The 22,809-nt window shown below is 62.0% G+C and carries 22 protein-coding genes; 13 read left to right on the forward strand and 9 right to left on the reverse strand.

Annotated elements, in window-relative coordinates:
- Window positions 1-31 precede the first annotated feature (31 nt).
- From E5720_RS06610 to E5720_RS06625, 4 genes are all read left to right on the forward strand, one after another.
- Window positions 32-1,432 (forward strand): FUSC family protein, encoded by a 1,401-nt coding sequence (locus tag E5720_RS06610; protein ID WP_247596192.1) that lies wholly within the window; start codon window positions 32-34, stop codon window positions 1,430-1,432.
- 33 nt (window positions 1,433-1,465) lie between these two features.
- Window positions 1,466-3,529, forward strand: coding sequence for a neutral/alkaline non-lysosomal ceramidase N-terminal domain-containing protein (locus tag E5720_RS06615; protein ID WP_136169986.1), 2,064 nt, complete (start codon window positions 1,466-1,468; stop codon window positions 3,527-3,529).
- A 142-nt stretch (window positions 3,530-3,671) separates the two neighbouring features.
- Window positions 3,672-4,166, forward strand: coding sequence for a DUF6764 family protein (locus tag E5720_RS06620; protein WP_247596193.1), 495 nt, complete (start codon window positions 3,672-3,674; stop codon window positions 4,164-4,166).
- A 141-nt stretch (window positions 4,167-4,307) separates the two neighbouring features.
- Window positions 4,308-4,778 carry a MarR family transcriptional regulator gene (locus E5720_RS06625; protein ID WP_136169987.1) on the forward strand — a complete coding sequence of 157 codons (471 nt, stop codon included), beginning with the start codon at window positions 4,308-4,310 and terminating at the stop codon, window positions 4,776-4,778.
- Between the two features lie 233 nt (window positions 4,779-5,011).
- On the opposite strand, the gene E5720_RS06630 is transcribed toward E5720_RS06625, so the two are convergent.
- Both E5720_RS06630 and E5720_RS06635 read right to left on the reverse strand, forming a co-directional pair.
- Entirely contained in the window at window positions 5,012-6,019 is a 1,008-nt protein-coding gene (locus E5720_RS06630) for a hemolysin family protein (RefSeq protein WP_136169988.1), read from the reverse strand.
- Window positions 6,016-7,440 carry a hemolysin family protein gene (locus E5720_RS06635; protein ID WP_136169989.1) on the reverse strand — a complete coding sequence of 475 codons (1,425 nt, stop codon included), beginning with the start codon at window positions 7,438-7,440 and terminating at the stop codon, window positions 6,016-6,018. Before E5720_RS06635 ends, E5720_RS06630 begins: the two co-directional genes overlap by 4 nt.
- A 377-nt stretch (window positions 7,441-7,817) precedes the next feature.
- Here E5720_RS06635 and E5720_RS06640 point away from each other — a divergent pair, with 377 nt between their 5' ends.
- The 9 genes from E5720_RS06640 (at window position 7,818) to E5720_RS06680 (ending at window position 14,715) form a co-directional block, all read left to right on the forward strand.
- The gene (locus E5720_RS06640) at window positions 7,818-8,888 is read left to right on the forward strand and encodes an ABC transporter substrate-binding protein (protein WP_136169990.1); all 1,071 of its coding nucleotides are present in this window, start codon (window positions 7,818-7,820) and stop codon (window positions 8,886-8,888) included.
- A gap of 1 nt (window position 8,889) precedes the next feature.
- The gene (locus tag E5720_RS06645) at window positions 8,890-9,747 is read left to right on the forward strand and encodes an ABC transporter permease (RefSeq protein ID WP_136169991.1); all 858 of its coding nucleotides are present in this window, start codon (window positions 8,890-8,892) and stop codon (window positions 9,745-9,747) included.
- Window positions 9,726-10,490, forward strand: a complete 765-nt coding sequence (locus tag E5720_RS06650) for an ABC transporter ATP-binding protein (protein WP_136169992.1) — start codon at window positions 9,726-9,728, stop codon at window positions 10,488-10,490. The genes E5720_RS06645 and E5720_RS06650 overlap by 22 nt, the downstream gene beginning before the upstream one ends.
- Entirely contained in the window at window positions 10,487-11,824 is a 1,338-nt protein-coding gene (locus E5720_RS06655) for an LLM class flavin-dependent oxidoreductase (RefSeq protein WP_136169993.1), read from the forward strand. The genes E5720_RS06650 and E5720_RS06655 overlap by 4 nt, the downstream gene beginning before the upstream one ends.
- 74 nt (window positions 11,825-11,898) lie before the next feature.
- On the forward strand, window positions 11,899-12,366 hold the full coding sequence (locus E5720_RS06660; protein WP_136169994.1) for an SRPBCC domain-containing protein: 468 nt from the start codon (window positions 11,899-11,901) through the stop codon (window positions 12,364-12,366).
- Window positions 12,367-12,502: 136 nt separating this feature from the next.
- The gene (locus E5720_RS06665) at window positions 12,503-13,723 is read left to right on the forward strand and encodes an alkane 1-monooxygenase (protein WP_136172492.1); all 1,221 of its coding nucleotides are present in this window, start codon (window positions 12,503-12,505) and stop codon (window positions 13,721-13,723) included.
- A complete protein-coding gene (locus E5720_RS06670) occupies window positions 13,723-13,890 on the forward strand; it encodes a rubredoxin (RefSeq protein WP_136169995.1) in 168 nt (55 codons plus the stop codon). Before E5720_RS06665 ends, E5720_RS06670 begins: the two co-directional genes overlap by 1 nt.
- 1 nt (window position 13,891) lies before the next feature.
- On the forward strand, window positions 13,892-14,077 hold the full coding sequence (locus E5720_RS06675) for a rubredoxin (protein WP_088945317.1): 186 nt from the start codon (window positions 13,892-13,894) through the stop codon (window positions 14,075-14,077).
- Window positions 14,078-14,154: 77 nt separating this feature from the next.
- Window positions 14,155-14,715: a TetR family transcriptional regulator gene (locus E5720_RS06680; RefSeq protein WP_210730028.1), complete on the forward strand. Its 561-nt coding sequence runs from the start codon at window positions 14,155-14,157 to the stop codon at window positions 14,713-14,715.
- Here E5720_RS06680 and E5720_RS06685 read toward each other — a convergent pair.
- The 7 genes from E5720_RS06685 to E5720_RS06715 are packed head-to-tail and all read right to left on the reverse strand — an operon-like array spanning window position 14,671 to window position 22,686.
- Entirely contained in the window at window positions 14,671-16,857 is a 2,187-nt protein-coding gene (locus E5720_RS06685) for a thiamine pyrophosphate-dependent enzyme (RefSeq protein ID WP_136169997.1), read from the reverse strand. The two genes, E5720_RS06680 and E5720_RS06685, sit on opposite strands and share 45 nt — an antisense overlap.
- Before the next feature lie 8 nt (window positions 16,858-16,865).
- Complete coding sequence (locus E5720_RS06690; RefSeq protein WP_136169998.1) at window positions 16,866-17,657, reverse strand: TauD/TfdA family dioxygenase; 792 nt, start codon at window positions 17,655-17,657, stop codon at window positions 16,866-16,868.
- Window positions 17,654-18,691, reverse strand: a complete 1,038-nt coding sequence (locus E5720_RS06695; protein WP_136169999.1) for an ATP-grasp domain-containing protein — start codon at window positions 18,689-18,691, stop codon at window positions 17,654-17,656. Before E5720_RS06695 ends, E5720_RS06690 begins: the two co-directional genes overlap by 4 nt.
- Entirely contained in the window at window positions 18,691-19,989 is a 1,299-nt protein-coding gene (locus E5720_RS06700) for an ATP-grasp domain-containing protein (protein WP_136170000.1), read from the reverse strand. Before E5720_RS06700 ends, E5720_RS06695 begins: the two co-directional genes overlap by 1 nt.
- Before the next feature lie 5 nt (window positions 19,990-19,994).
- Window positions 19,995-20,810 carry a class I SAM-dependent methyltransferase gene (locus tag E5720_RS06705; RefSeq protein ID WP_247596194.1) on the reverse strand — a complete coding sequence of 272 codons (816 nt, stop codon included), beginning with the start codon at window positions 20,808-20,810 and terminating at the stop codon, window positions 19,995-19,997.
- Complete coding sequence (locus tag E5720_RS06710; protein ID WP_136170001.1) at window positions 20,807-22,021, reverse strand: sedoheptulose 7-phosphate cyclase; 1,215 nt, start codon at window positions 22,019-22,021, stop codon at window positions 20,807-20,809. Before E5720_RS06710 ends, E5720_RS06705 begins: the two co-directional genes overlap by 4 nt.
- The gene (locus E5720_RS06715; RefSeq protein ID WP_136170002.1) at window positions 22,018-22,686 is read right to left on the reverse strand and encodes an HAD-IA family hydrolase; all 669 of its coding nucleotides are present in this window, start codon (window positions 22,684-22,686) and stop codon (window positions 22,018-22,020) included. The genes E5720_RS06710 and E5720_RS06715 overlap by 4 nt, the downstream gene beginning before the upstream one ends.
- Window positions 22,687-22,809 lie beyond the last annotated feature (123 nt).

The following is a 22,809-nucleotide window of genomic DNA, read 5'->3' on the forward strand; positions in this document are numbered from 1 at the left end:
TTTACTAGTGAAATACCTGTAAAGTATTAACGTGCCCGTTCCCGTGATTCGACTCGACCACACCCGTTCGGCGCTCGCTCACGCCACTTCGCGAGCGGCCTGGCGCCAGGCGATGACGCTCGGGCACGCCGATGCGACTATCGCTCCAGCCCTCCGGGTCGGTGCAGCAATCGCCGTCGTACTCGTCGGTGGAGGCATTCTCGGCAGGCCCGAACTCGCAGGCTTCGCTGCCCTGGGCGCCCTGTGCAGCGCATTCACGCGCTACGAGCCGTACCCACGGCGCGCAGGCAAGCTGGCGCTGGTCGGCGGCTCGATAGTGCTTTGGGCAACACTGGGCGCCGTGGTCGGCACGATAACGTCCTCCTCTGCTATCCACATCTTCGCGATCTCCCTGGCAGCCGGAGTCGCCGCCCTTGCACTGTCTGCCTTCTCCATCACCGGACCCGGCCCTGTCATCCTCGTGTTCGCTTCGACCGCGGCTGTCGGGTTCGCGAGCGCCGCCGGGGACGTGGTCGAAGTTTTCGTTTCGGTGTCCATCGGTGCTGCCATCGGATGGGTAGCGGCAATGCTGCCGGCGTTGCTCCACCCTGTCGGGCCCGGCCAACTCGCGGTCGCCCGCGCTCTCGCGGCCACCGACTCGAGACAAGACGGCATCGCCCGAGCGTCGATCGAACACGCTCGCGTGATCGTTGCACTCAATACCCGGCCGACCTCGCGCGATCACAGCCTCGGACTGACCACTCTCCTCGACGACGCCGAGCAGGTGCTCGACGCCTGGGCACGTGGCGAAAATCCTTCTCATGCAGCAGAAATCCTCGCTCACGAACGCGCACTGCGAAAGATGCGCAGGTACGACGCGTTGCCGGTGCGCGCTGCCGAGCTCGCCACTACACCTGAAAACTTCTTTGCCGTCGGCGTGCGCATGTTGACCTCACGGGCACTTGTGATCAATGCGGCACGCATCGCCGTGGCATCATTGTTGGCCGCTTGGTGCGCAACTGCTTTCGGCTTCGAGCATCCTTTGTGGGCGACTATGGGCGCGATGGCCGCCCTGCAGGGCATCACTTTTCACACGACGGTCGAGCGCGGCATACAGCGGCTACTCGGGAATGTCGGCGGCGCTGTCATCGCCGCCGCACTGATTGCAGGTGCGTTCGGATACTGGCAGACAACGCTCGCCATCATCGTTCTGCAGATCGTTGCCGAACTCCTCGTCATGAAGAACTACGGCCTCACCACGATCGCCGTCACACCGATGGCGCTGCTTCTGACCGGCATAGCCGGACAGCTGTCCCCAGCCGTCGCGATCAGTCGGGTCGGCGACACCCTCATCGGTGTTCTGATCGGGATCGTCGTCGCTGCCCTCACGATCGGGATCGGAGACAAGCCAGCACGAGAACTCACTGGCGTAGAGCGACACTGCGTCCGGTGAGACGGTGTTACCGTGCAGTTCGAATCGACGAGCATGGGGGCAATCGTAGTGAATTCAGGACTCGGTAGACGATCATTTCTCGCCGCCACCGGGGTCGCGGCCCTCGGGGCTGCAACCCTTGGGAGTGCGACACTTGGGAGTGCGGGGCGGGCGTGGGCGGCACCGGGGGGTCTCGAAGTCGGCCGAGGCATCGGCGACATGACAGGTGAACCGCTCGGTGCCGGAATGAACGGGTACGCAGTCCTGGAACAGTCCTCAGCGGGCCTGCACCTGCGGCAGCGGGCGCGGGCGTTCGTGTTCGTCGACGCCGCTTCGGCCCAGCGACTCGTGCATGTGACGTGCGAGGTCGGCCTCATGTTCGAGAGCATTCTCGAAGAAGTGCTCCGGCGCCTTGCCGTTCGATTCGGCGATCTCTATCACCGAGGGAACGTCCTGCTCTCGGCAACCCACACCCATGCCGCCCCCGGCGGAACCGACGGCCATCTCTTGGTGGACATCACCACGCTGGGGTTCCGGCCGATCACCTTCGAGTCCAACGTCGCGGGCATCGTGGACGCGATCGGACGGGCACACGACGACGTGCAACCCGGTCAGGTCTCCATCACCACCGGCTCCTTGACCGATGCCGGAGTCAACCGCTCTCCCAAAGCATTCGATCGAGATCCGATCTCGGACACCTCTCGATTCCCGGGCAAGATCGATCCGCGATCGGTCAACCTACAGGTGATGCGGGACGGGGAACTGACAGGCATCATCAACTGGTTCGCCACCCACGGCACGTCGATGAAGGCCACGAACACATTGATCAGCACCGATAACAAGGGATATGCAGCATGGCACTGGGAGCGGGAGGTCGAGAAGGTCGACTACCGCAACCCCACCTTCGTCGCCGCATTCTGCCAAAGCACCCCCGGCGACATCACCCCCAACCTGGACAGGCAGCCTGGAACAGGTCCGACGACTGACGAATTCGAGAACACCCGCATCATCGGCATGCGCCAATTCGATACTGCGCGTGCGCAAACCGAGTCCGCTGCGAGCGCAGTCGGCACCGGAATCGATGTCAGGTGGGTGTACGCAGACTTCTCCGGCTTCACCGTCCGACCGGAGTTCACCGGCGATGGCCGCACCCATACCACCAGCCCCGCGGCGCTCGGTGCCGCCTTCGCGGCGTCGAGTCAGGAGGATGGCGGCGGACTACCGGAACTCGGACTTCAAGAGGGCGAGCGTGGCGGCAATCCCGCTCTGGCAGCTCTCGGTTCGGTGGTGATGCCGCAGTGGCTACGCGATGCACATGCTCCGAAGGACATCCTTCTCCCCGTCGGATTGATACCAGGAATCGTGCAGCAGCAGCTTCCTTTTCACCTCGCGCGGCTGGGCGGGTTCTTCCTGTTCTCCTGCCCGTTCGAGCCGACCATCGTCGCAGGCTCGCGCTTGCGAACAGCCCTGGCCGACACGCTCGGCGTCGATTCCGATCAGATCGTCGTGCAGGGGTACACCAACGGCTACGGCCACTACCTGACCACACCCGAGGAATACGATCAGCAGGATTACGAAGGCGGTGCGACCCCGTTCGGTCGCTGGCAACTCCCGGCAACCGTTCAAATCGCCGTCGACCTCGCATCCGCCATGCGAGATGGCCGGACGATCGACAACGGAACTTCGCAACCGGACCTGACCGGCGCGATACCGAACTCTCCCAGCGGTATCGCGTTCGTCGATCTTCCGGCCCCCGGCAGGGCATTCGGCGACGTGTTGAGTCAACCGTCCCCGCAGTACGACGTCGGCGCACATGTCGCAGTGCGGTTTTCCGGTACGAACCCGAACTCGAATTTGCGACGTGACGACACATATTTGGCCGTGGAGCGGGCCGACGGTGCGAGCTGGGTTCGAGAGTACGACGACAGCGACTGGTACACGACCATCGTCTTCGACAACTCTGGGCCGATCACCGACACCACGATCGCGTGGGATGTTCCGGCCTCTCAGCAAGCCGGGCGCTACCGCATCGTGTATTTCGGCGATGCCCGGGCGATCGATGGCCGGCTCACACCGTTCACGGGGACTTCTGCTGAATTCGAAATCTTGCCGTCGTGACCTTGCCGTGACCATTGCGTGACAGATACGTAATGGCCGCTTGGGTTCGCTGTGTCCCAGAGAGAGGAACGTAGAGGAGGGTGCTGCGAGGAACCAGTTCCACGTTGCCCACCATTACCAACGACCTATCGGGAGGCTCGACATGTCCACAGCCAGCATGACAGCAGTGAAGAGAAGTCTCGGCGGCGTAGCAGCCATCGGCACAGCACTGGCGTTCGCCGCACTCGTTCCCGCGACGGCGTCCGCCGCCCCGGTCGGATGTACGACTGCACCGGGCGGCAACGCTGCAGCGTCGCTGGTCGGAAACTCCCAGTGCGACAGTCAGGCCGATGCCACGAGCGCGGCAGCCGGATACGGTTTCGACGGCTGGGGATCTGCCAACGCCATGGCCAACGCAGCAGCACTCGCTCTAGGATTCAACGGCGGCATCGCGGTAGCGGACGGCACGGCGGGCGGAGGACCGGCTGCGATCGCATTCGGACCGGGCAGCCTCGCGGAAAACTCGGCCGTCGGACTGGGGCTGTCCATCGCGATTGCCGGCCCGGGTGCCACCGTCACGCTGACCCCCACCGGTGCCTTATGCCAGGGACCCGGCATCGCGGGGAGCTTCACCACCCTGCAGGGCTGCATCGGCTGACCTGATCTCAGCGCAGGTTTCACGTTGAACACTACGTTCTCGCGCTCCGCACCCGAGCGCGAGAACGTAGTTGTATTCACGCAGGTCCAGCGGCGATTAAGCTATCAGGATGCGTACCGACGGCGTGCAGCAGGCGGATAGATGAGCACCTCGGAGTTCAGCGAGGCGATGCTCGCTTTGACGAGAAGGTTGCGCAAGCAGCGCCCGGTGCCCTACCTGACGCCGAGTCAGATGCAGATTCTCGGCGACGTCGAGCGAAGCGGCGGATCGAGCGCCCCCGTAGATCTCGCTGCGATGCAGGGCGTGCGGATCCAGTCGCTGACAAGTAATCTCAACGCCCTCGAAGCAGAGGGTTTGGTGACCCGCACCCCGGACACCTCCGATCGGCGACGATTGTTGATCGTGGTGACCGCCGAAGGAACGACTCTCGTCGCAGCGGACCGTGCACAGCGCGACAAGTGGCTCGCCGACGCGATGGACGAGGAGCTCACTCAGCTCGAACGCGACGTCCTTCATCTATCGGCTCCCATCCTCTGGAAACTCGCCCGACGGGCGGATTCCGCCGGGGTGATTGACCTTCCAGCGAGGCTCGTGAACCATGTAGAGCGTTAACCCCTGAAGTGGCGCCTGTGCCGCGAACAACGAGGAGCTCGAGCGAGATGATGTCCTACCTTCTGTATGACCTGTTACTCCCCCAGGTCGGCCACGACGTTGCCACGTATTGGGCAACGCTGCTGGTCATCAATCCAATCTGAAACGCTCGAGAAACAACCACTCGGCCCTCGCGGGACATACGACGGCGAGGGCCGAGTTCTTTTTTGTTCTCATGCCTTCGGGAGTTGTCTTCAGCCGGGCAAGGTGGCAGTCGGCAACAGCCACGAGAGGACATCGGACAGCGTCACCACGCCGAGCGTCTGCTGTCCATCGACGACAAGCGCAAGATGATTGCTCGTCTCGCGCATCGAAGCCAGTGCGACGTACACCGGAGTTTCTACCTGCAAGGTGAGTACGGGGCGAGTGATCTCGGAGAGGGTGACATCGCCGTTGAGGGTGTCGCGAACATGGACTACACCGCTGACGATCTCATCGTCGCGCACGAGAATGCGCAGGTGCCCCGACTCGATCGACGCCGCTCGGACGTCTGCGATCGTTGCTGCCGAGGACACCGACACGGGCAGACCCGGCGACATCAGCAGGTCACGAACCACCAGCTTCTGCAAGTCCAGCGCACCGGAGATCTGCGCCGAGTAGCTGATGTCCAGCGCCCCGACATTGACGGAATGTTCCACCAGCTGGCGCAGGTCCTCGGCGTTCTGTCCCGAGGCGAGCTGTTCCGATGGTTCGACGCCGACCTTGCGTAGGCACCAGTTCGCCATACCGTTGAGAGCGATGAGTATCGGGCGAGTCAGCCACATGAACCCGCGCATCGGAATGGCCAGCAACGTCGCGGACCGTTCCGGATGAGCGATGGCCCACGACTTCGGTGCCATTTCGCCGACCACGAGATGAAGAAAGGTGACGATGATGAGCGCGAGCACGAAGCCGGCCACGTCCGACACCCAGTACGCGATACCCCAGGACTCGAAAGCCGGTGTGAGCCAATGGTGAACGGCGGGTTTGGTGGTGGCGCCGAGTGCCAACGTGCACAGGGTGATGCCGAGCTGTGAACCTGCCAGCAGCACCGTCAGCTCACTCGAACTACGCAGGGCCGCTCGTGCCGACCTGCTGATGCTCGCCGCATCCTCGAGCCGGTGACGCTTTGCCGCAAGCAACGCGAACTCCACGGCGACGAAGAATGCACTTGCAGCGATCAGTCCGACGGTGACCGCCAGCACGATCCACGGATCGCTCATCGGTGGGAATCCTTTTCTCGGTCATCGGAGCGGTGAGTATCGTCGGGATGGTCACTGCTACGCGAATCGCGTTGTCTCAGTTGAAGTCTGACCGTCGAAGGGACGTAGTTGTCGATCTCGAGCACCTCGAGAACTACGTACCGCTCCGGAACTTCGTCGTCGTCGTTCACCAGGTCGGCCGAATCGGCGGGCAGCTCGACTTCCACTACGGTTCCGACGCTGGGCAAAGCTCCATGATGGGAGATGATCAAACCGGCGATCGTTTCGTAGTCACCGCCGGGCAGATCATGATCGATGGAACGTTCGACCTCATCGATATGAACCTCACCGCCCATCGTCCAGGTACCGTCCTCGGCTGAGATCGGTGTCGGATCGACTTCGCCGGCGTCGTGCTCGTCGGTAATCTCCCCGACGAGCTCCTCGGCCAAGTCCTCGATGGTGACGACACCCGTCAATCCGCCGTATTCATCGATCACACAGGCGAGCTGATTCTTCGATGACTGCAATTCGAGAACAGCATCGGGAAGTGCCTGCGTCTCCGGCAGAATCAATGCCGGGCGAACGAACTCGCGGACTTCGGCGTCCGGCCGATCTACCGCAATCAGAATGTCCTGCAGATGCACCACACCCACGATGCCGTCATCTTCGTCCAGCACTGGATAACGTGAATGCTCGTGTCCCATCAAAGCCGTGACACTTGCCAGCGAATCGTGGGCACGCACAGTCGCGGCGCGAGATCGCGGAATCATCGCATGCTCGACGGTTCGCGTCGGGAAGTCGAGAATCCGATCGAGGAGATCGGACAACTCGTCGGGCAGATCGCCGGAACCCCGCGACTCGGCAACGATGTGTTCGAGGTCGCGAAGTGTCGCAGAATGTTCGACGTCGTGGACCGGCTCGATCTTCAGCGCTTTCAGCAGCAGATTCGATGACTGGTCGAAGATGGTGATGAGCCATCCGAACAACTTCAGATACATCGTTGTCGACAAGGACAACCAGCGTGCGACCGGCTCGGGCCGGGCGATTGCGAAGTTCTTGGGAAACAGCTCGCCGAACAACATCTGGATGAAGGTCGAGAACAGCAGCGCTACTACGGCGCCGATACCTATTCCGACCGCGGTCGGAATACCGACCCCGCCGAGCAGTGTGCCCAGGGATTGTCCGATGAGCGGCTCTGCCACGTAACCGACGAGAAGTCCGGTCACCGTGATACCGAGTTGCGCGCCGGACAGCATGAACGAGGTGCGCTTGGTGACCTCGAGAGTGCGCCGCGCGCCTGTGTCACCGGCCTCTGCGCGAGCTTTGAGTCGAGACCGATCCACGGTCATGTAAGCAAATTCCTGCGCCACGAAATAGCCGGTGACGACCGTGATAAGGAAGACGACGAGGATGCCGAGAAGGAGGGCGAGCACTTCGCTCATTCGCCGGACACCGCCTCGCACATTGTCGACATCGTGCGTGGAGCCGCGTCCGGCCCGGGTCTATCGCTGTCCATGAATCCTCTGCTTGTGGGCGGGGTGTTTTGTTCAACTATACCTGCCCACTCGAATGCGAGATCGGTAACGAGCCGATACTTTCGATCACCGGGATTTCATAGCTTCCGGCGCTACCGCTCTCCCCCTACTCTCGATTCGGTGAAGACGCTCAGGTACGGAAGCAGCGCAGTGTGCGCCGCCGGATGCTCCGCTAGGGCCGAGTGTTGTCTCGGGTCGATTCCCTTCATCCACTCTCGCTGATTCTTGTTCGGCGCCTATCGCCGATTGTCCGGCCATGTCCGGAAAACCAGTAAGGACTTCTCATGCCTCTCCATACCCATTCTTCTGCAACGCTTGACAGACGATTGTTCATTCGTGGGCTCATCGGTGGTGCCGCCGCACTAGGACTCGCGGCTTGCACTGGAACCGCCCGCCCTGCAACACTTCTCACGAGCAAGAGCGCCATCCCTACCGAGTTTGCACCCGATACCACGCTGAAGATCTCGTCCCCGCTGGGATCGGTGGCGCTGGCGTTGGGCTTGTCTTCACTGAAAAACGAACTGCGCTTCCAAGTTCCGGAGTGGCCCAACGTCACTGCAGGACCCGACGTCATCAATGCATTCCGCTCCAAGTCCCTCGATGTCGCAACGAATGCCGGACTACCTCCGATCCAAGCCGAGTATCAGGGACTCGATGCAAAAATCGTGGCAGTGCAGTTGACGCGAACTCCCAACTACGCCTTTGCAACCAAGCCGGGGTCCGACATCGAGACCGTGAAGGACTTCGCCGGAAAGACGCTCGCATTTTCACAGGGACAAGCCCAAGGCGCAGTCCTGCTGCGTGCCTTGGAAGAAGCCGGAATCGCTCAGTCGGAGGTGACGCTGACAAATCTGACCAGCAACCAGTTTCTCACTGCATTGCAGTCCGGGCAGGTCGACGTGGCAGTGTTGGGCAACTCCCAGGTGCCCAAGTATCTGGAGCAGTACCGGGCCGACGGCGCCAGGGTCATCACTACCGACGTGGTCGATCTGCTCAGCATCCTGTGGGCACCGACCACCGTGCTCGAAGACGGCGACAAGGCGGCGGCACTCGCGTCCTACATCCCTATCTGGGCGCGCGCCAACATCTGGATCTGGGAGAACCCGGAGATCTGGGCGCAGAAGTTCTACGTCGAAACTCAGAATCTGGCGCCGGCCGACGCCCGAGCAGTGATCGCGCTGGCCAACCGGCCCATCTATCCGCCCACCTGGGACGAGGCCATCGGGTGGCAGCAGAAGAATATCGAACTGCTCTCCGCTGCAGGCTTCGTCGATTCGTTCGACGCCGAGACACTGTTCGACCGGCGATTCGAGAACATCCTCGCCGACGCGATCGACACCGAGTACCGGAGCTGAAATGACGACTCTCTCGCTACGCCCCACCCGCGCCACCACCGAACAAGCTGCACCGACCGCCATCCCTACGCCCCCGACCGCTCGCCGAAAACGGCTGGTACCGAGACGATCCCCGCGGTGGGCACCGATTGCCGGGCCGGTCCTGATTCTCGGGCTCTGGAGCATCTCCTCGACCTACGAGTTGATCGACACTCGTATGTTGCCTGCCCCGTGGACCATCGCCGCGACCTTTCTCGACCTGTGGACGACCGGCACCCTCGTGGGTGACATCGCGACCTCGCTGCAACGGGCAGCGATCGGGTTCGGGCTCGGTCTTGCATTCGCGCTGGTGCTGTCGTTGCTGGCCGGTCTCACCCGAGTCGGCGACACCCTGATCGACGGCACGGTCCAGCTCAAGCGCGCGATTCCCACGCTCGGCCTCATTCCGCTGCTGATCCTGTGGCTCGGAATCGGTGAGAGCTTCAAGATCGTCATCATCGCGTTGAGCGTGTTCGTGCCGATCTACATCAATCTCGTTGCAGCACTGCAGGGTATCGACCACCGCTATGTCGAACTCGCGCAGGTGCTTCGACTGAACCGAACCCAGTTCATTCGACAGGTGGTATTCCCCGGTGCGCTACCAGGGTTGTTCATCGGACTTCGATTGGCGGTCAACATCTCCTGGCTCTCGCTCGTCGTACTCGAACAGATCAACGCCACGAGCGGACTCGGCTACATGATGTTCCAAGCGCAGAACTACGGCCAGATGGACGTCATCGTGGTCGGGCTCGTCATCTACGGAGTGTTCGGATTCTTCACCGACACCATCATTCGAACAATTGAAAGGAAGGCACTGTCATGGCGTCGCGGACTGCACTAGAGACCCTTGGGCAACTCGAAACTGGGAAACTTGGATTGAAGATCAGTGGATTGGTGCGAGAGTTCGGCACTCGGACCGTGCTCGACCACCTCGACATCGACATTCCGGCGGGGCAATTCGTCGCCCTGCTCGGCCGCAGCGGATCAGGGAAGAGCACGCTGCTGCGCGCCGTCGCCGAACTGGACGACGATGTGGTCGGTTCCGGCACAATCACCACCCCTGATCGAATCTCCATGGTGTTTCAGGACTCTCGGCTTCTGCCCTGGAAGCGCGTCCTCGACAACGTGCTGCTCGGCGCCCCCGGGAGCGAAGTTCGTGCACGTGGAGTCGCCGCCCTCGCCGAGGTCGGACTCGGCGGGCGGGAGCGCGCATGGCCGTCGGAGCTGTCCGGCGGCGAGGCCCAACGCGCTGCGCTGGCTCGATCACTGGTGTGGGACCCCCAGCTCCTGCTCGCCGACGAACCCTTCGGAGCACTCGACGCCCTGACCCGCATCCGGATGCACAAATTGATCCAAGAACTGTGCCACCGACACCGCCCCACCGTTCTCCTCGTCACCCACGATGTCGACGAGGCAGTATCGCTCGCCGACCGCGTAGTGGTGCTCGAAGACGGCCGAATCGGACTCGATCTCACCATCGAACTCGACCGCCCCCGTGACCGAAAAAATCCACTGTTCGGCACCTATCGCGACGAGTTGCTCGCAGCCCTGGGTGTCGTCGATTCCATCGAGGTGTCCGCATGACCAAGCAGCTGCATCTGAACGCTTTTCTGATGTCAACCGGCCATCACGAGGCCTCGTGGCGTCTGCCCGAGAGCGATCCCGACGCCAACGGAAGCCTCGAGCATTACGTTCGACTGACACGGACAGCCGAGCGTGGCCTGTTCGATTCCATCTTCTTCGCAGATGGCCCGGTCCTGTATGCCGATGTCGGTCGCCGCCCTTCCGGCGGTTTCGAACCACTGACCCTGCTGTCGGCATTGGCCGTGGTCAGCGACAAGATCGGTCTCATCGCGACGGCGTCGACGTCGTACAACAGCCCGTACAACCTGGCGCGCAGGTTCGCCTCCATCGACCACCTCAGCGGTGGACGCGCAGGATGGAACATCGTCACCACTGCCGGCGGCGACGCAGCTCGCAATTTCGGTCTCACCGATCAACCTTCGCACGCCGAACGTTATCGTCGCGCAAGAGAATTCGTCGAGGTAGCCCAGAAGCTATGGGACAGTTGGGAAGACGACGTGCAGGTCGCCGACAAGGCGTCGGGCATCTGGGGTGACGCGAAGAAGATCCACCCACCACACCACCACGGTGAATTCTATTCCGTGGACGGTGCGCTCAACGTCGCTCGTAGCCCGCAGGGCTATCCGCTGCTCGTGCAAGCGGGATCTTCCACGGATGGACGCGCCTTTGCCGCGCAGTACGCCGAGGCCATCTTCACCGCCCAACAGACGCTCGCCGACGCTCAGGAGTTCTATGCCGACATCAAAACGCGGACGGCGAGGTTCGGGCGCGATCCGGACGCCACCAAGGTGCTCCCCGGCATCGTCCCGGTCCTCGGGAGCACCGAAGCAGAAGCCGAGGCCAAGGCTGCTGAATTGGAGAGCTACATCGTCCACGAATTCGCCCACGGCCAACTCGCCGACCTGTTGAAGGTCCCGATCGCAGACTTACCTCTCGACGAGCAACTACCGTCCGACCTGCTACCCGAGGACGCTATCGAGGGTGCCAAGAGTCGCTATACCTTGATCGTCGATCTCGCTCGTCGAGAGAAGCTGACCGTCCGCCAACTGATCGGCCGACTCGGCGGTGGACGTGGTCACCGTACGTTCACCGGGACTCCCGACCAGGTCGCCGATGCACTCGAGTCGTGGTTCGTCAGCGGCGCTGCAGATGGCTTCAACATCATGCCGCCCGTCCTCCCGTCGGGTCTGGACCTCTTCGTCGACCACGTCGTGCCGATCCTGCAGGCTCGGGGTTTGTTCCGTACCGAATACACCGCGGACACTCTGCGCGGGCATTACGGACTCCCCAGGCCGGAAAACAGCAACGCTGTTGCAGGGCTGAAACTGGCCTGAGAGGAATAGGCTCGATCGCTTCGGGTACATACGTGCGCGAGAGGTAACGCCACCAGACTGGAAGCGAGCTCCCTTTGACCGAACAACTGACGGTCCGACGCGTGATCGACGCCCCCGCAGCATCGATCTTCGCGGCCCTGGCGAATCCGGAACTACAGGCCGAGCTGGATGGATCGGAGATGTTGCAGGGCGCAATCGACCCGATGCCGCTCACCGCTGTGGGCGAAATGTTCGCGATGGAGATGTACCAGCCTGCGATCGGTGAGTACGTCATGGAGAACACCGTGTTCGTCTTCGAGCAGGATCGCCGGATCGGGTGGATTCCCAACCGGGCGGGTATGGAGCCGCGCGGAACCCGCTGGTCATGGGAGCTCGATGCTGTTACCGACGACCGGACCGCGCTCACCCAGGTCTACGACTGGTCACGCGTCACCGATCCGGAGTTCCGCAGGGCTGCCGGGTTTCCGCGAGTGAAAGAAGAGCAGATCGTCCACACGATGCGCAAGCTCGCCCGGCATCTCGGAGTGCCGATCGAGGATTGAGAAGAGGGCTTCACTGCGTCGACAAATCTCCCCATTTGTCCACCGGGTTTACATATCTGCTGTATTGTCATTTACTAAGTGACATGCACCACTTGTGATCCGCGTCAGATGAGGAGTTTGCGTCGTGGCAACCCAGATGAGTCCCCAGTCGAGCACCCCCGTCGAGGAGTGGCACGACAAGAAGCGTTACCTATGGCTGATGGGTCTCGTCCCGCCCACCGCCGTCTTCTTCGCCACCGCGATGATCTGGGTCTTCAACCAACTCGGCTGGTCTGCGGTCTCCCCGGCGCTGTGGTGGATCGGGCCGATCCTCGTCTACGGACTCTTGCCTGCGCTCGATCTGTTCTTCGGTCCGGACGGTCAAAATCCGCCCGACGAGGTCATGGAGCGTCTGGAGAACGACAAGTACTACCGCTACTGCACGTACATCTACATCCCCTTCCAGCTCGCGAGCCTCGTCTTCGCCTGCTACCTGTGGACAGCAGAGAACCTCAGCTGGCTCGGGATCGACGGCGGCCTCGGGCTCGCATCGAAGATCGGACTCGCCATCAGCATCGGCGTCGTGGGCGGAGTAGGAATCAACACGGCACACGAAATGGGGCACAAGAAGCCGAGCCTCGAACGCTGGCTGTCGAAAGTCACATTGGCGCAAACGTTCTACGGACACTTCTTCATCGAGCACAACCGCGGCCACCACGTTCGGGTCGCTACGCCGGAAGACCCGGCGAGCTCGAAGTTCGGCGAGAGCTTCTGGCGCTTCCTCCCCCGCAGTGTGTGGGGAAGCCTGCGCTCGTCGTGGGAGCTGGAAAAGACTCGGATGGATCGACTCGGCAAATCCACGTGGAACATTCGCAACGACGTCCTCAACGCCTGGCTGATGTCGGTCGTGTTGTTCGGTGGACTCATCGCCGTGTTCGGCATCGGTATCGCGCCATACCTGATTCTGCAGGCCGTCTACGGATTCGCGCTCCTCGAAACCGTCAACTACCTGGAGCATTACGGGCTGCTTCGCGGTAAGACCGCCTCGGGCCGATACGAGCGGTGCGCACCGGAACACAGTTGGAACTCCGATCACATCGTCACCAACATCTTTCTTTATCACCTTCAGCGGCACAGCGATCACCACGCGAACCCGACCCGCAGGTACCAGACCCTGCGCAGTATGGAAGGTGCACCGAACCTCCCCAGCGGCTACGCAAGCATGATCGCCCTCGCTTACTTCCCACCGATCTGGCGAAAGGTGATGGACCACAGGGTGTTGGAGCATTACCTCGGTGACATCACCAACGTCAACATCGAACCGAGCAAGCGCGCGAAGATCCTTGCTCGCTACGGTGCGACTGAGGAGGCACAGTGATGACCAGCTACCAATGTCCCGTGTGCAACTTCGTCTACGACGAGTCCGTCGGCGCACCGCGTGAGGGATTTCCGGCCGGCACCCCGTGGACCGACATCGCCGAAGACTGGCCGTGCCCGGATTGTGGCGTGCGAGAAAAGATCGACTTCGAACAGAAAGCAGACTGATATGTCCACCGATTTCAAGCTCTACCAATGCATCCAATGCGGATTCGAGTACGACGAGGAAATCGGCTGGCCCGATGATGGCATCGAGCCAGGGACCAAATGGGAGGACATTCCGGAGGACTGGAGCTGCCCCGATTGTGGTGCCGCCAAGGCCGACTTCTTCATGGTCGAGATCAGCAGGCCGTGACGGCGGGCGGTACAGTCGACGAAGTGACTGTGCGACCGGAGACGACCAGCCCTTTCAAGAGCGCTGTGACCAGCCTGATGCGCACCACCATCCTCGATGCGCTCCACTCCCTACTGCTCGAGCACACCTGGTCGAACGTCAACATGACGGACGTCGCCAAGACTGCGGGGGTCAGTCGCCAAACCCTCTACAAAGAGTTCGGCACCAGAAAGGGTTTGGCCCAGGGCTACGCGTTGCGCCTCACCGACACCTTCGTCTCGGCCGTCGACAGCGCAATCTACGCCAACGAGAACGACAGCCTCCGCACGTTGTATCTGGCCTTCACCCAGTTCTTCGGGCGGAGCGCCTCCGACCCACTCGTGTTGTCGATACTGACCGACGACCCACCTCCGGATCTACTTCGCCTCGTCACCACCGAAAGTGGCATTCTGCTCGAACATGCAGCATCTCGACTTGCCGAGACCTTCGAGCACAGCTGGATTCGGGCCTCACCGCACAACGCCGACGTCCTCGGCCGCGCCATCGTCCGGCTGGCATTGAGCTATATATCGATGCCACCGTCGAATTCCGCCGACGTCGCCGCCGACATGGCATTACTGCTCGCCCCCTTCGTCGACACCGTCAAGGATTCGGCCTGACGCGTCGATGATGCTGTCCTCGGACAGCAGAACCTCGAGCGCCGCGTCGCCCAGGGGAATGAAGCTGTCCTTGCTCGCCACCCTGCCGACGATGCCGTCGAAGCCTGCGTCGGCCAGCGCCGCGATCACTCCTTCACCGACTCCGCCCGTGCTGCGAGTCTCGTCGACCACCAGGACTCGGCCGGTCGCCCGAGCATGATGTTCGATGTCCGCGATGGGCAGCGGAGCGATCCAGCGCATATCCACCACGCGTACACCGATGTCGACTCTTTCGAGCTCCCGAGCACAGCGCAGGCTCATCCGGACACCGTTACCGAACGTGACGATCGTCAGATCGTTTCCCTCGCCGTACACCCGCACGCGGCCCACCTCCACGGGCTCGGTCGGGTAGCTACTCATCCACTCCCCATCACCGTCCTCGTACAGATCTTTGGTGTGGGACAACGCAATCGGCTCGAGAAAGATGCACACCGCACCGTGACGAACCGCGGCGTCGGCACAGGCCAGCATCATTGCGGCAGCATCGTCCGGCCGCGACGGCGACGCTATGACGATCCCGGGGATATCCCTCAGCGCTGCAACAGAATTGTCGTTGTGAAAGTGCCCGCCGAAGCCCTTCTGATAGCCGTATGCAGCGATACGGACCACCATCGGGTTTCGGTACTGCCGATTCGAAAAGAACTGCAGTGTCGCCGCTTCACCCCGAATCTGATCGGCAGCATTGTGCAGGTACGCCAGGTACTGAATCTCCGCAATCGGCAGTAATCCTGAAAAACCCGCTCCCGCAGCGAGTCCGAGTATCGCCTGCTCGTCGAGAACGGTGTCGAACACACGCGCAGGCCCCACTCTGTCCAGCAACCCACGCGTGACGCCGTAGACACCACCCTTCCTGGCGACATCCTCACCGAACAGAACAGCCTGCCGATAGCGTTCGAGAACCTCGAGCAACGCTCGATTCACCGCCTGCGCAAATGTCAGCGGAGCCCCTGCCCCTGCCCCCGCGACAGTCGCTGCCGCAGACGATATAGGGCCTGCCTGCGGCGTCGAGGCGATGTCGCGCATCATCTCCGACAGCGGCTTCATCACCTCGGCCGCGGAACCGAGGTGCGGTAGTTCCGCGATCTCGCGCGCGGCCCCGATCACCTGAGCACGCTTGGCTTCGTAGCGCTCCAGCACGTCCTCGGCAGTGAGAGCGCCATTCTCGATCAACCACCGTGCCGTGCAGAGAACCGGATCTCGCGCATAGTCGGCAGATATTTCCGAAGCTCCACGGTACGCAGATTCGACGTCGGATCCGGCGTGGCCCATCAAGCGGACGGTCCGCAGATGCAGAAAAGCAGGCTTGCGGTGCGTGCGCACCCAGGTCGATGCCGCCGTCGCCGTCGCGAGAACCTCGTGCAGGTCACTGCCGTCGGCGAAGAAGTATTCGAGTCCGCGGCGTTCGGCGAAGTTGGACGCGATCCAACCCGCCGGTGTCCGCACGCTGATTCCGATGCCGTTGTCCTCGCAGACGAACAGCAGCGGCAACGGCACGCCCTGGTAAGCCGAGTGAACAGCGGTGTTGACGGCACCCAGTGCCGTCGAATGGTTGGCCGACGCGTCGCCGAAACTGCAGATCACGACGGCATCCCCAGGCCACGGTGAGGGCACACCGAGCTTTTTCGCTCGTGGAATCGAGAATGCGACGCCGACTGCGCGGGGAAGATGCGAGGCTATGGTCGAGGTCTGTGGAATGACGGCAAGGTCGGCTCGGCCGAACACTTTGTGACGGCCACCGGACATCGGCTCGCTCGTCGCCGCGACGAGGCCTTCGAGGACGTCGCGTATCGGATCGCTGCCGCCGCCCTGGCGTGCACGTTCGAGGTAGAAGGCCCCTGAGCGGTAGTGCAACAACGCCGGGTCCGTCGGTCGTAGTGCACCGGCAACCGCTGCGTTGCTCTCGTGTCCCGCGCTACCGATCGTGTAGAAACCGCGCCCGATCGAGCGGAGCCAGCGCGCTACGAGATCGAGATGTCTGCTGCCGAGCTGGGCGTCGAACAGCTCGAGGATGCGGTCGGTCGTCGCTGACCGGTTCACCGAGCTCCTGCCTGAGCAGAGGGAACCGATTCGATCCAGAAAGTGCTCGTCGATCGGTTCGGCCATGGCTGATTCTAGCTATCGACGCGATGGTCCACGCTTGTCTCGAACTCGGCCACCATTCCGCGGTGCATGACGCGGTCACCGACGACACCGCTGTGGTCCGCGCGGTGCATGACGCAGCGGTTGTCCCAGATGACGAGGTCACCGGGTGACCACGAGTGCTCGAGTACGTTCTCCGGTCGTGTCGAGTGCTCCACGAGATACCGGATCAGCGTTGCTGCTTCGGCTTCCGTTTTGCCAGTCACCGCCACACAGCGGGCGGGCGCGGAAAGATACAGAGCCTTCCGTCCGGAGATCGGATGCACTCGGACCAGCGGATGCTTCGCTGACACATCCTCGAATCCATCGAGTCCGGTCACCACGTGCGTGACAGTTCGCCCGTCGATGTCGGCGCGGATCTCGGCAGGCAAGGAGTCGTAGGCCTCGTACTGGTCACTGAACAGCGTCTGGCCGCCCGTGGTCGGGACTTCCACTGCTCGCAGCGAGGTGTAGGCAGGCGGATGCTCGATGTAGGTGGTGTCGACGTGAAACGTCGACTTCGGTCGGGTCGCTCTTCCGACATTGCTGATCACGTTGAGATCGGGATAGCCGTCGAGCGGGCTCTCCCCTTCGGTGAACATCAGGTCACCGAAGGAACGAAGAAACGCCAGGAACTGGTCGTCGTCGATCTCGCGATCGGGCATGACTGCGACGCCGTGCCGAGCAAGAAGCGTCGCGAACTCCTCGACGTCTTCGGCGGTCAAACGGGCGGGGTCGACTTCGGTGATGCGGACCCCGATGGGGTGCAGAACCTCGTGTTTCATCGGTTCCCCTCCTCTATCGCCAGGGCGAACAGTTCGTCGAGAGGAATGCCTGCCGCCGCGGCCATGACGGCGATGACACTGCTCGGGGAGTACGAGCAGTAGAGACCGGCTTCGAGGAACCACGGGTTTCCGTCTCGATCGATGCGGAAATCGAACAGGCTGTACTGACGGCACCCCAGCGCGACATGGCATGCCCTGGCGGCATCGAAGACTTTCTCGGTGATGGGATCGTCGCTGTCGACTATCCAGGCGCGAGTGGCCTCCTTGGCAACGAGGTACAGCTCACCGTCGTCGGTCCGGTCGAGTTTGTCGGCGCGGCCACGGATCGGGTTCGACACCTCGTCGACGGCGTACTCCTCCAACGGTAGGCACACCAGGTCGCCGTCGCGGACGATGATCCCGCAGCGCACCTCGCGGCCCAATTCGATATACGACTCGATGAGTGCCGATTGCGAGTACTGCAACGCCTCGTTCACGGCGGCGGCGAGTTCTCTCGGATCGCGAACCAGTGTCACCCCCATCGAATTGTCGGAATCGACGGGCTTGACCACGACCGGCACCATCGCTCTCGACGATTCCGTTTTCGTCAGGTCGCCGCGGGAGACTAAGACCCCGTCTGGAACTGCGACGCCGGCTGCCGCGACGATAGCCCGGGCAATGTTCTTCTCTGCCGTCATCGCCATCACTTCCGGCCGGTTCCCCACGTATGGAACGCCGAGCAGTTCGAACAGCGAGCGGTATGTTGTCATCCCGGGCCGACAGAACATCTGGGGAACGACGACATCGATATGCCGGCTGGATATTTCCGAGATTGCGTGGCTCAGTGAAATAGGTTTCGCTGCAGCGATACTCGACGACTCGAGGCTTTCCGGAAAGCGCCAGCATCCGTCCGGTGAGACGAATGCGATTCGAAGACTGTAGGCCGGGTTACCCGCGAACGCATCGAGGAATCCCCCGGCGTAGACGCGCGACAGATCGGCGTTGAAGTCGTCGACCGCCGAGCCCACCAGGACCAGTACCGATGTCGGCGACATCAGTCCCCTCCATTCTCGACGAGTTTGCCGATGTTGAAATCTATTCGCGTCCAGCCTCGCCCGGACTTCAGGTTCTTCAGCAGCAGTGAAGGAATCTGCAGGTGATGAACCAGCAAGTAGGGCAACGGGTCCCAACGTTCGTACACCGCATCGGTTCCGCGCAGAATCACTCCGAGTCGATGTCGGCGCTGCGACTCGGTGAGCAGCCGCCACAGTTCGTGATAGATCCAGTACGTCGGGCGCGAGGACTGGGTGGGTTCGACGACCGAGTGACCGTCCTCGAGGTACGCAGCAGCGAGATCCGGGTGGTCGTAGAACATGGTGATGGCCGAGTGCGTGCGCGGATTACATTCGATCGCGTAGACCTGCCCGTCCGAAGCCTCGATGAAATCGAACGACAACTGGCCGGTGACACCGAGCGTTTCCACGAATGTCTCTACCCAGGAACGAATCTCGGGCTTATCGCTCATCTCGTAGTTGACCTGGAATGCCGAGGACTCGCAGCAAGCGTAGACCTGCAGCGCACCGCCGCGCACGGTTCCGTGGGTACAGTACTCCTGACCGGAGATGAACTCCTGCAGTATCCACGGGTCGTCCTCGTCGATACCGAGGCTGCGCGCGAAAGCAGCATTCCGCTCCGGGGTGCTCCGGGACAGGCGTGTCAGATCCATACGCCCGACGGGGTTGTAGGCGATGCGTTTGAGAATGTACTCACGACCGGGAGCGAAATCGAAAGTATCGATCTGCTGCGGGTCGGTGATCCGCTTCCAGTCTGGAACTCCAAGTCCCATCGACTCCGCCATCCGAGAGAACCGCGATTTGTCGTCGAGCATGCGCACGGTCTCGGAGTCTGCGTGCACGACTTCGCAGTATCCGTCGAGTATGTTCCGCGCGTCGGCATCGTGAATGCTCGCCGCTGGACTCGCCACCGGAACGAACACGTCGACACCTTCACGGACGACCACGTCGCGCAAGGCTTTTGCGTACCCGGGGTCGGTGGGCTCGGGCACGCAGTAGAAGCGATCGACTGCCCGAGAGAACCGATGCCCGGTGAACCGATACTTGGGTGATTCGACGAGGACCACTCGGTGACCTGCCAGGTGGAACGACCGTGCCAGTTGAAGCGCTTTGGTCATCTTTCCGCCACTGATCAGAATTGTCCGGCTCGATGAACCCTGTGCGTCGAAGGGTGGATCGAATCGCCGGGCAACGGCGTATCCCACTACGGCAAGGTCGAGTGGCAGCGTGGCGATCAAACCTGCCAGGGCCCCGACCGTGCGCACTGCCGAAGACACCATGTCCGCTACACCGCTATCCGTCGAATGAGCGTCACACCGTCTCGCAACGGCAGAAGGACCTGCTCGACGCGGGGGTCCTTCGCGACGTAGTGGTTGAAGTCCGCGATCGCGTCGCCGTTGCCGGTCCGACCATCCGCCGGCGCGTAGGGCTGGCCCTGCATCAACGTGTTGTCCACGACGATGACTGCGTTCGCGGTCAGCAGATCGGTATCGAGCAGCGTCCGGTAGTAGTCGAGATATCCGGTTTTGTCCGCATCCAGGAATACGAGGTCGAAGGGACGTGAGGTTCCGTTGAGCCGACGCAGAGTCTCCGAGGCCGGTCCGACTTCGACGACGATGCGCGCACCCGCTGCCGACTCTGCAAAGCTTTCCCGCGCGAAGCCGGCCACGTACTCGTCGATCTCACAGGCCACCACTTCCCCGTGCGGCGGGAGAGCTTCTGCCATGGCCAGCGCGGAGTAGCCGGTGAACATGCCGATCTCGAGCACTCGCGTTGCTCCGGTCATGTGCACCAGGAACTTCAGCAACTGGCCCTCGACCTGCCCGGACAACATTTCCTGCTCCACTGGCCGCGAAGCCCAGTCGGCAGTATGCGTCCGCTGCGACAACGCTGCCAGAGCCGAAGACTCTTCCGTGGTGCAGCGTTCGAGGTACGGATCCAGCCCTGCGGCCAGATCTCGCATCCGGGTGATCCTGCTCATCAGCTCGTGGGGAATCGACGCCACATCTGCCAGCAGTTCGGTCACCTCCCGCAATTCCGCGGCAAGGATGGTCGACGGTGTGACCGGGCGCGGTTCCGTTCGAGAGTCGATGTCACTCACCGACTCCGGTCGGAGGTGAACATGTCTACTCCCTCTCCGCCGCGGTCGAAGTCCAAGCAGATCTTCTTGTGCAACGTCAACACGTCGGCGAGTTCTGCCGTCGTCACATCGTTGAGGAATCGACACGCTCCGATCGGGTCGGGAACTGCGGCACGCAGGATGCCATCGCGAGTCTTGAGGATCGAACTCGTTGCCTCGGAGAGTAGTTCGGACGTCAGGTAGTCGCTGTCGAGCGCGAGGCCGAGGCGGGACATGGTCCAGAGTACTCGATCGCGCTCTTCGGAGGTGATGTGCCCGCGCTGCTCGGCGAGAGTGGTCGACAATGCCATATCGATATTGATTGCATGTCCGTGGAAGAACGGCGCCGGTGGCGTCAATTCCAGCGTCGGGCTCCAGGTGTGACCGAAGGCGATGACGCGATCCAGTTCGATCTCGTGTAGATTCGGCGCCTCGAGTTCGAGCATGGTGTCGATGGCCTGATACGTCAGACTGTCTGCAACAGCGCGTAATTCGGCTGTCCCATCGAGGTGACCGAATCTGGTGCGGAGCAGTTCCGGGCCGTGTTCGTCGAGCATGTCGAAAATTGCACTGTTACCGACTACGGAGATCTTGATCAACTCCGCCATGCCGTTCCGGACCTGATCTTCCGGTAGCGAACGAAGGAAAGAAAAGTCCAGCAGGACCTTCTGCGAAGCGTGGTAGGCGCCCAGACGATTCTTGTGCTTTCCGAAATTCACCGCGACCTTGATGGACACACTTGCATCGATCAGCCCGATCAGCGTCGTCGGGATTCTGATGTACGGCGTGTTGCGTCGGTAGCTTGCGCACGCGTACCCGGCGACGTCGGTAGTGAGCCCGCCGCCGACGACCAGGACCGGTTCGGTGCGCACCAGCCCGAACCGGTCGAATTCGCCCACGATCTGCTCGAACGTCTCGAGCGACTTGGCGGTCTCGGCGATCTTCACCGGCAGCACGGTCAAGGCAATGTCGTGGTGTTGGAAATACGCACGGATCTGCTCACCGTAGATCGAGTAGACGACCTCGTCTACGACCATGAGCGCCCGCCCGTACTGCCGGTAGCTGTCCGCCAGTTCGGTATTGCCCACCGAGAAGACACCATCCACATAGAGAAGGTCGTACTCGATCTTCTCGTATCCCTCGACATGGAAGGCACGTTCGGTCGCAGTCACCTTTGCTTGCATGCTGCTCATCGGTTGCCTTCGGTCAGCGAGCGGAGCCGATCCGCGTCGAGATGATCGACGGTTTCCACCGCCGCGGAGAAGTCGCCCCCTACCGTGTTCGCGTTGGGGAACGCGACGCAGCGAACGTGTGCAGCTACAGCGGCACCGACGCCACCGACGTTGTCCTCGATAGCAACGCAGTTCTTTGCGTTCTCGCCGAGGCGCCCGAGGGCGAACATGTACGCCGCCCGATCCGGCTTGCCTTGCGAGACACTCGCGGAATCGACTACTACGTCGAACAAGTCGACGTCGACAGCCGTCAGAGCGCCGAGCAAAGCATTGACGTTTTCTGGGGAGGTGGTGGTCACGAGACCGACCTTGATGTCGTACTTCTTCGCATCGGCGATGGTCTCGACGACGCCGGGGCGCGGGTCTACGTCGGAGTTGGCCAGCAGCTTCTGAAAGATCTCCGACTTCGTGGAATGCACTGCTGCGGAGTCGACTTCCTCACCGCGTGAGTGTGCATATTCGGCGATGCGAGCCGCGCCGCCGTTGCTCGCCAGCATCTCGATGTAGTCCTGACGCTCCCAGGTCCAGCCCAGATCGTGCGCGGCAAAGGCGTCGTTGAATGCTTGTCGTTGAATTTCGGACGTATCGGCAAGCGTGCTGATCGATCCGAACAGGATGGCAGCCATCGGGTTCCTTCCGCGAAATGTGGTGACGTGCTTGGGGACTTGTTGCAAGTGTGGTGACGGCAAGTGTCATCCAGCCCGGCGCGCGCATCACGAATAAGTAACGGAAAGTAACAGAACAGTAAC

The sequence above is a fragment of the Rhodococcus sp. PAMC28707 genome (assembly GCF_004795915.1).
Taxonomy (GTDB): Bacteria; Actinomycetota; Actinomycetes; order Mycobacteriales; family Mycobacteriaceae; genus Rhodococcoides.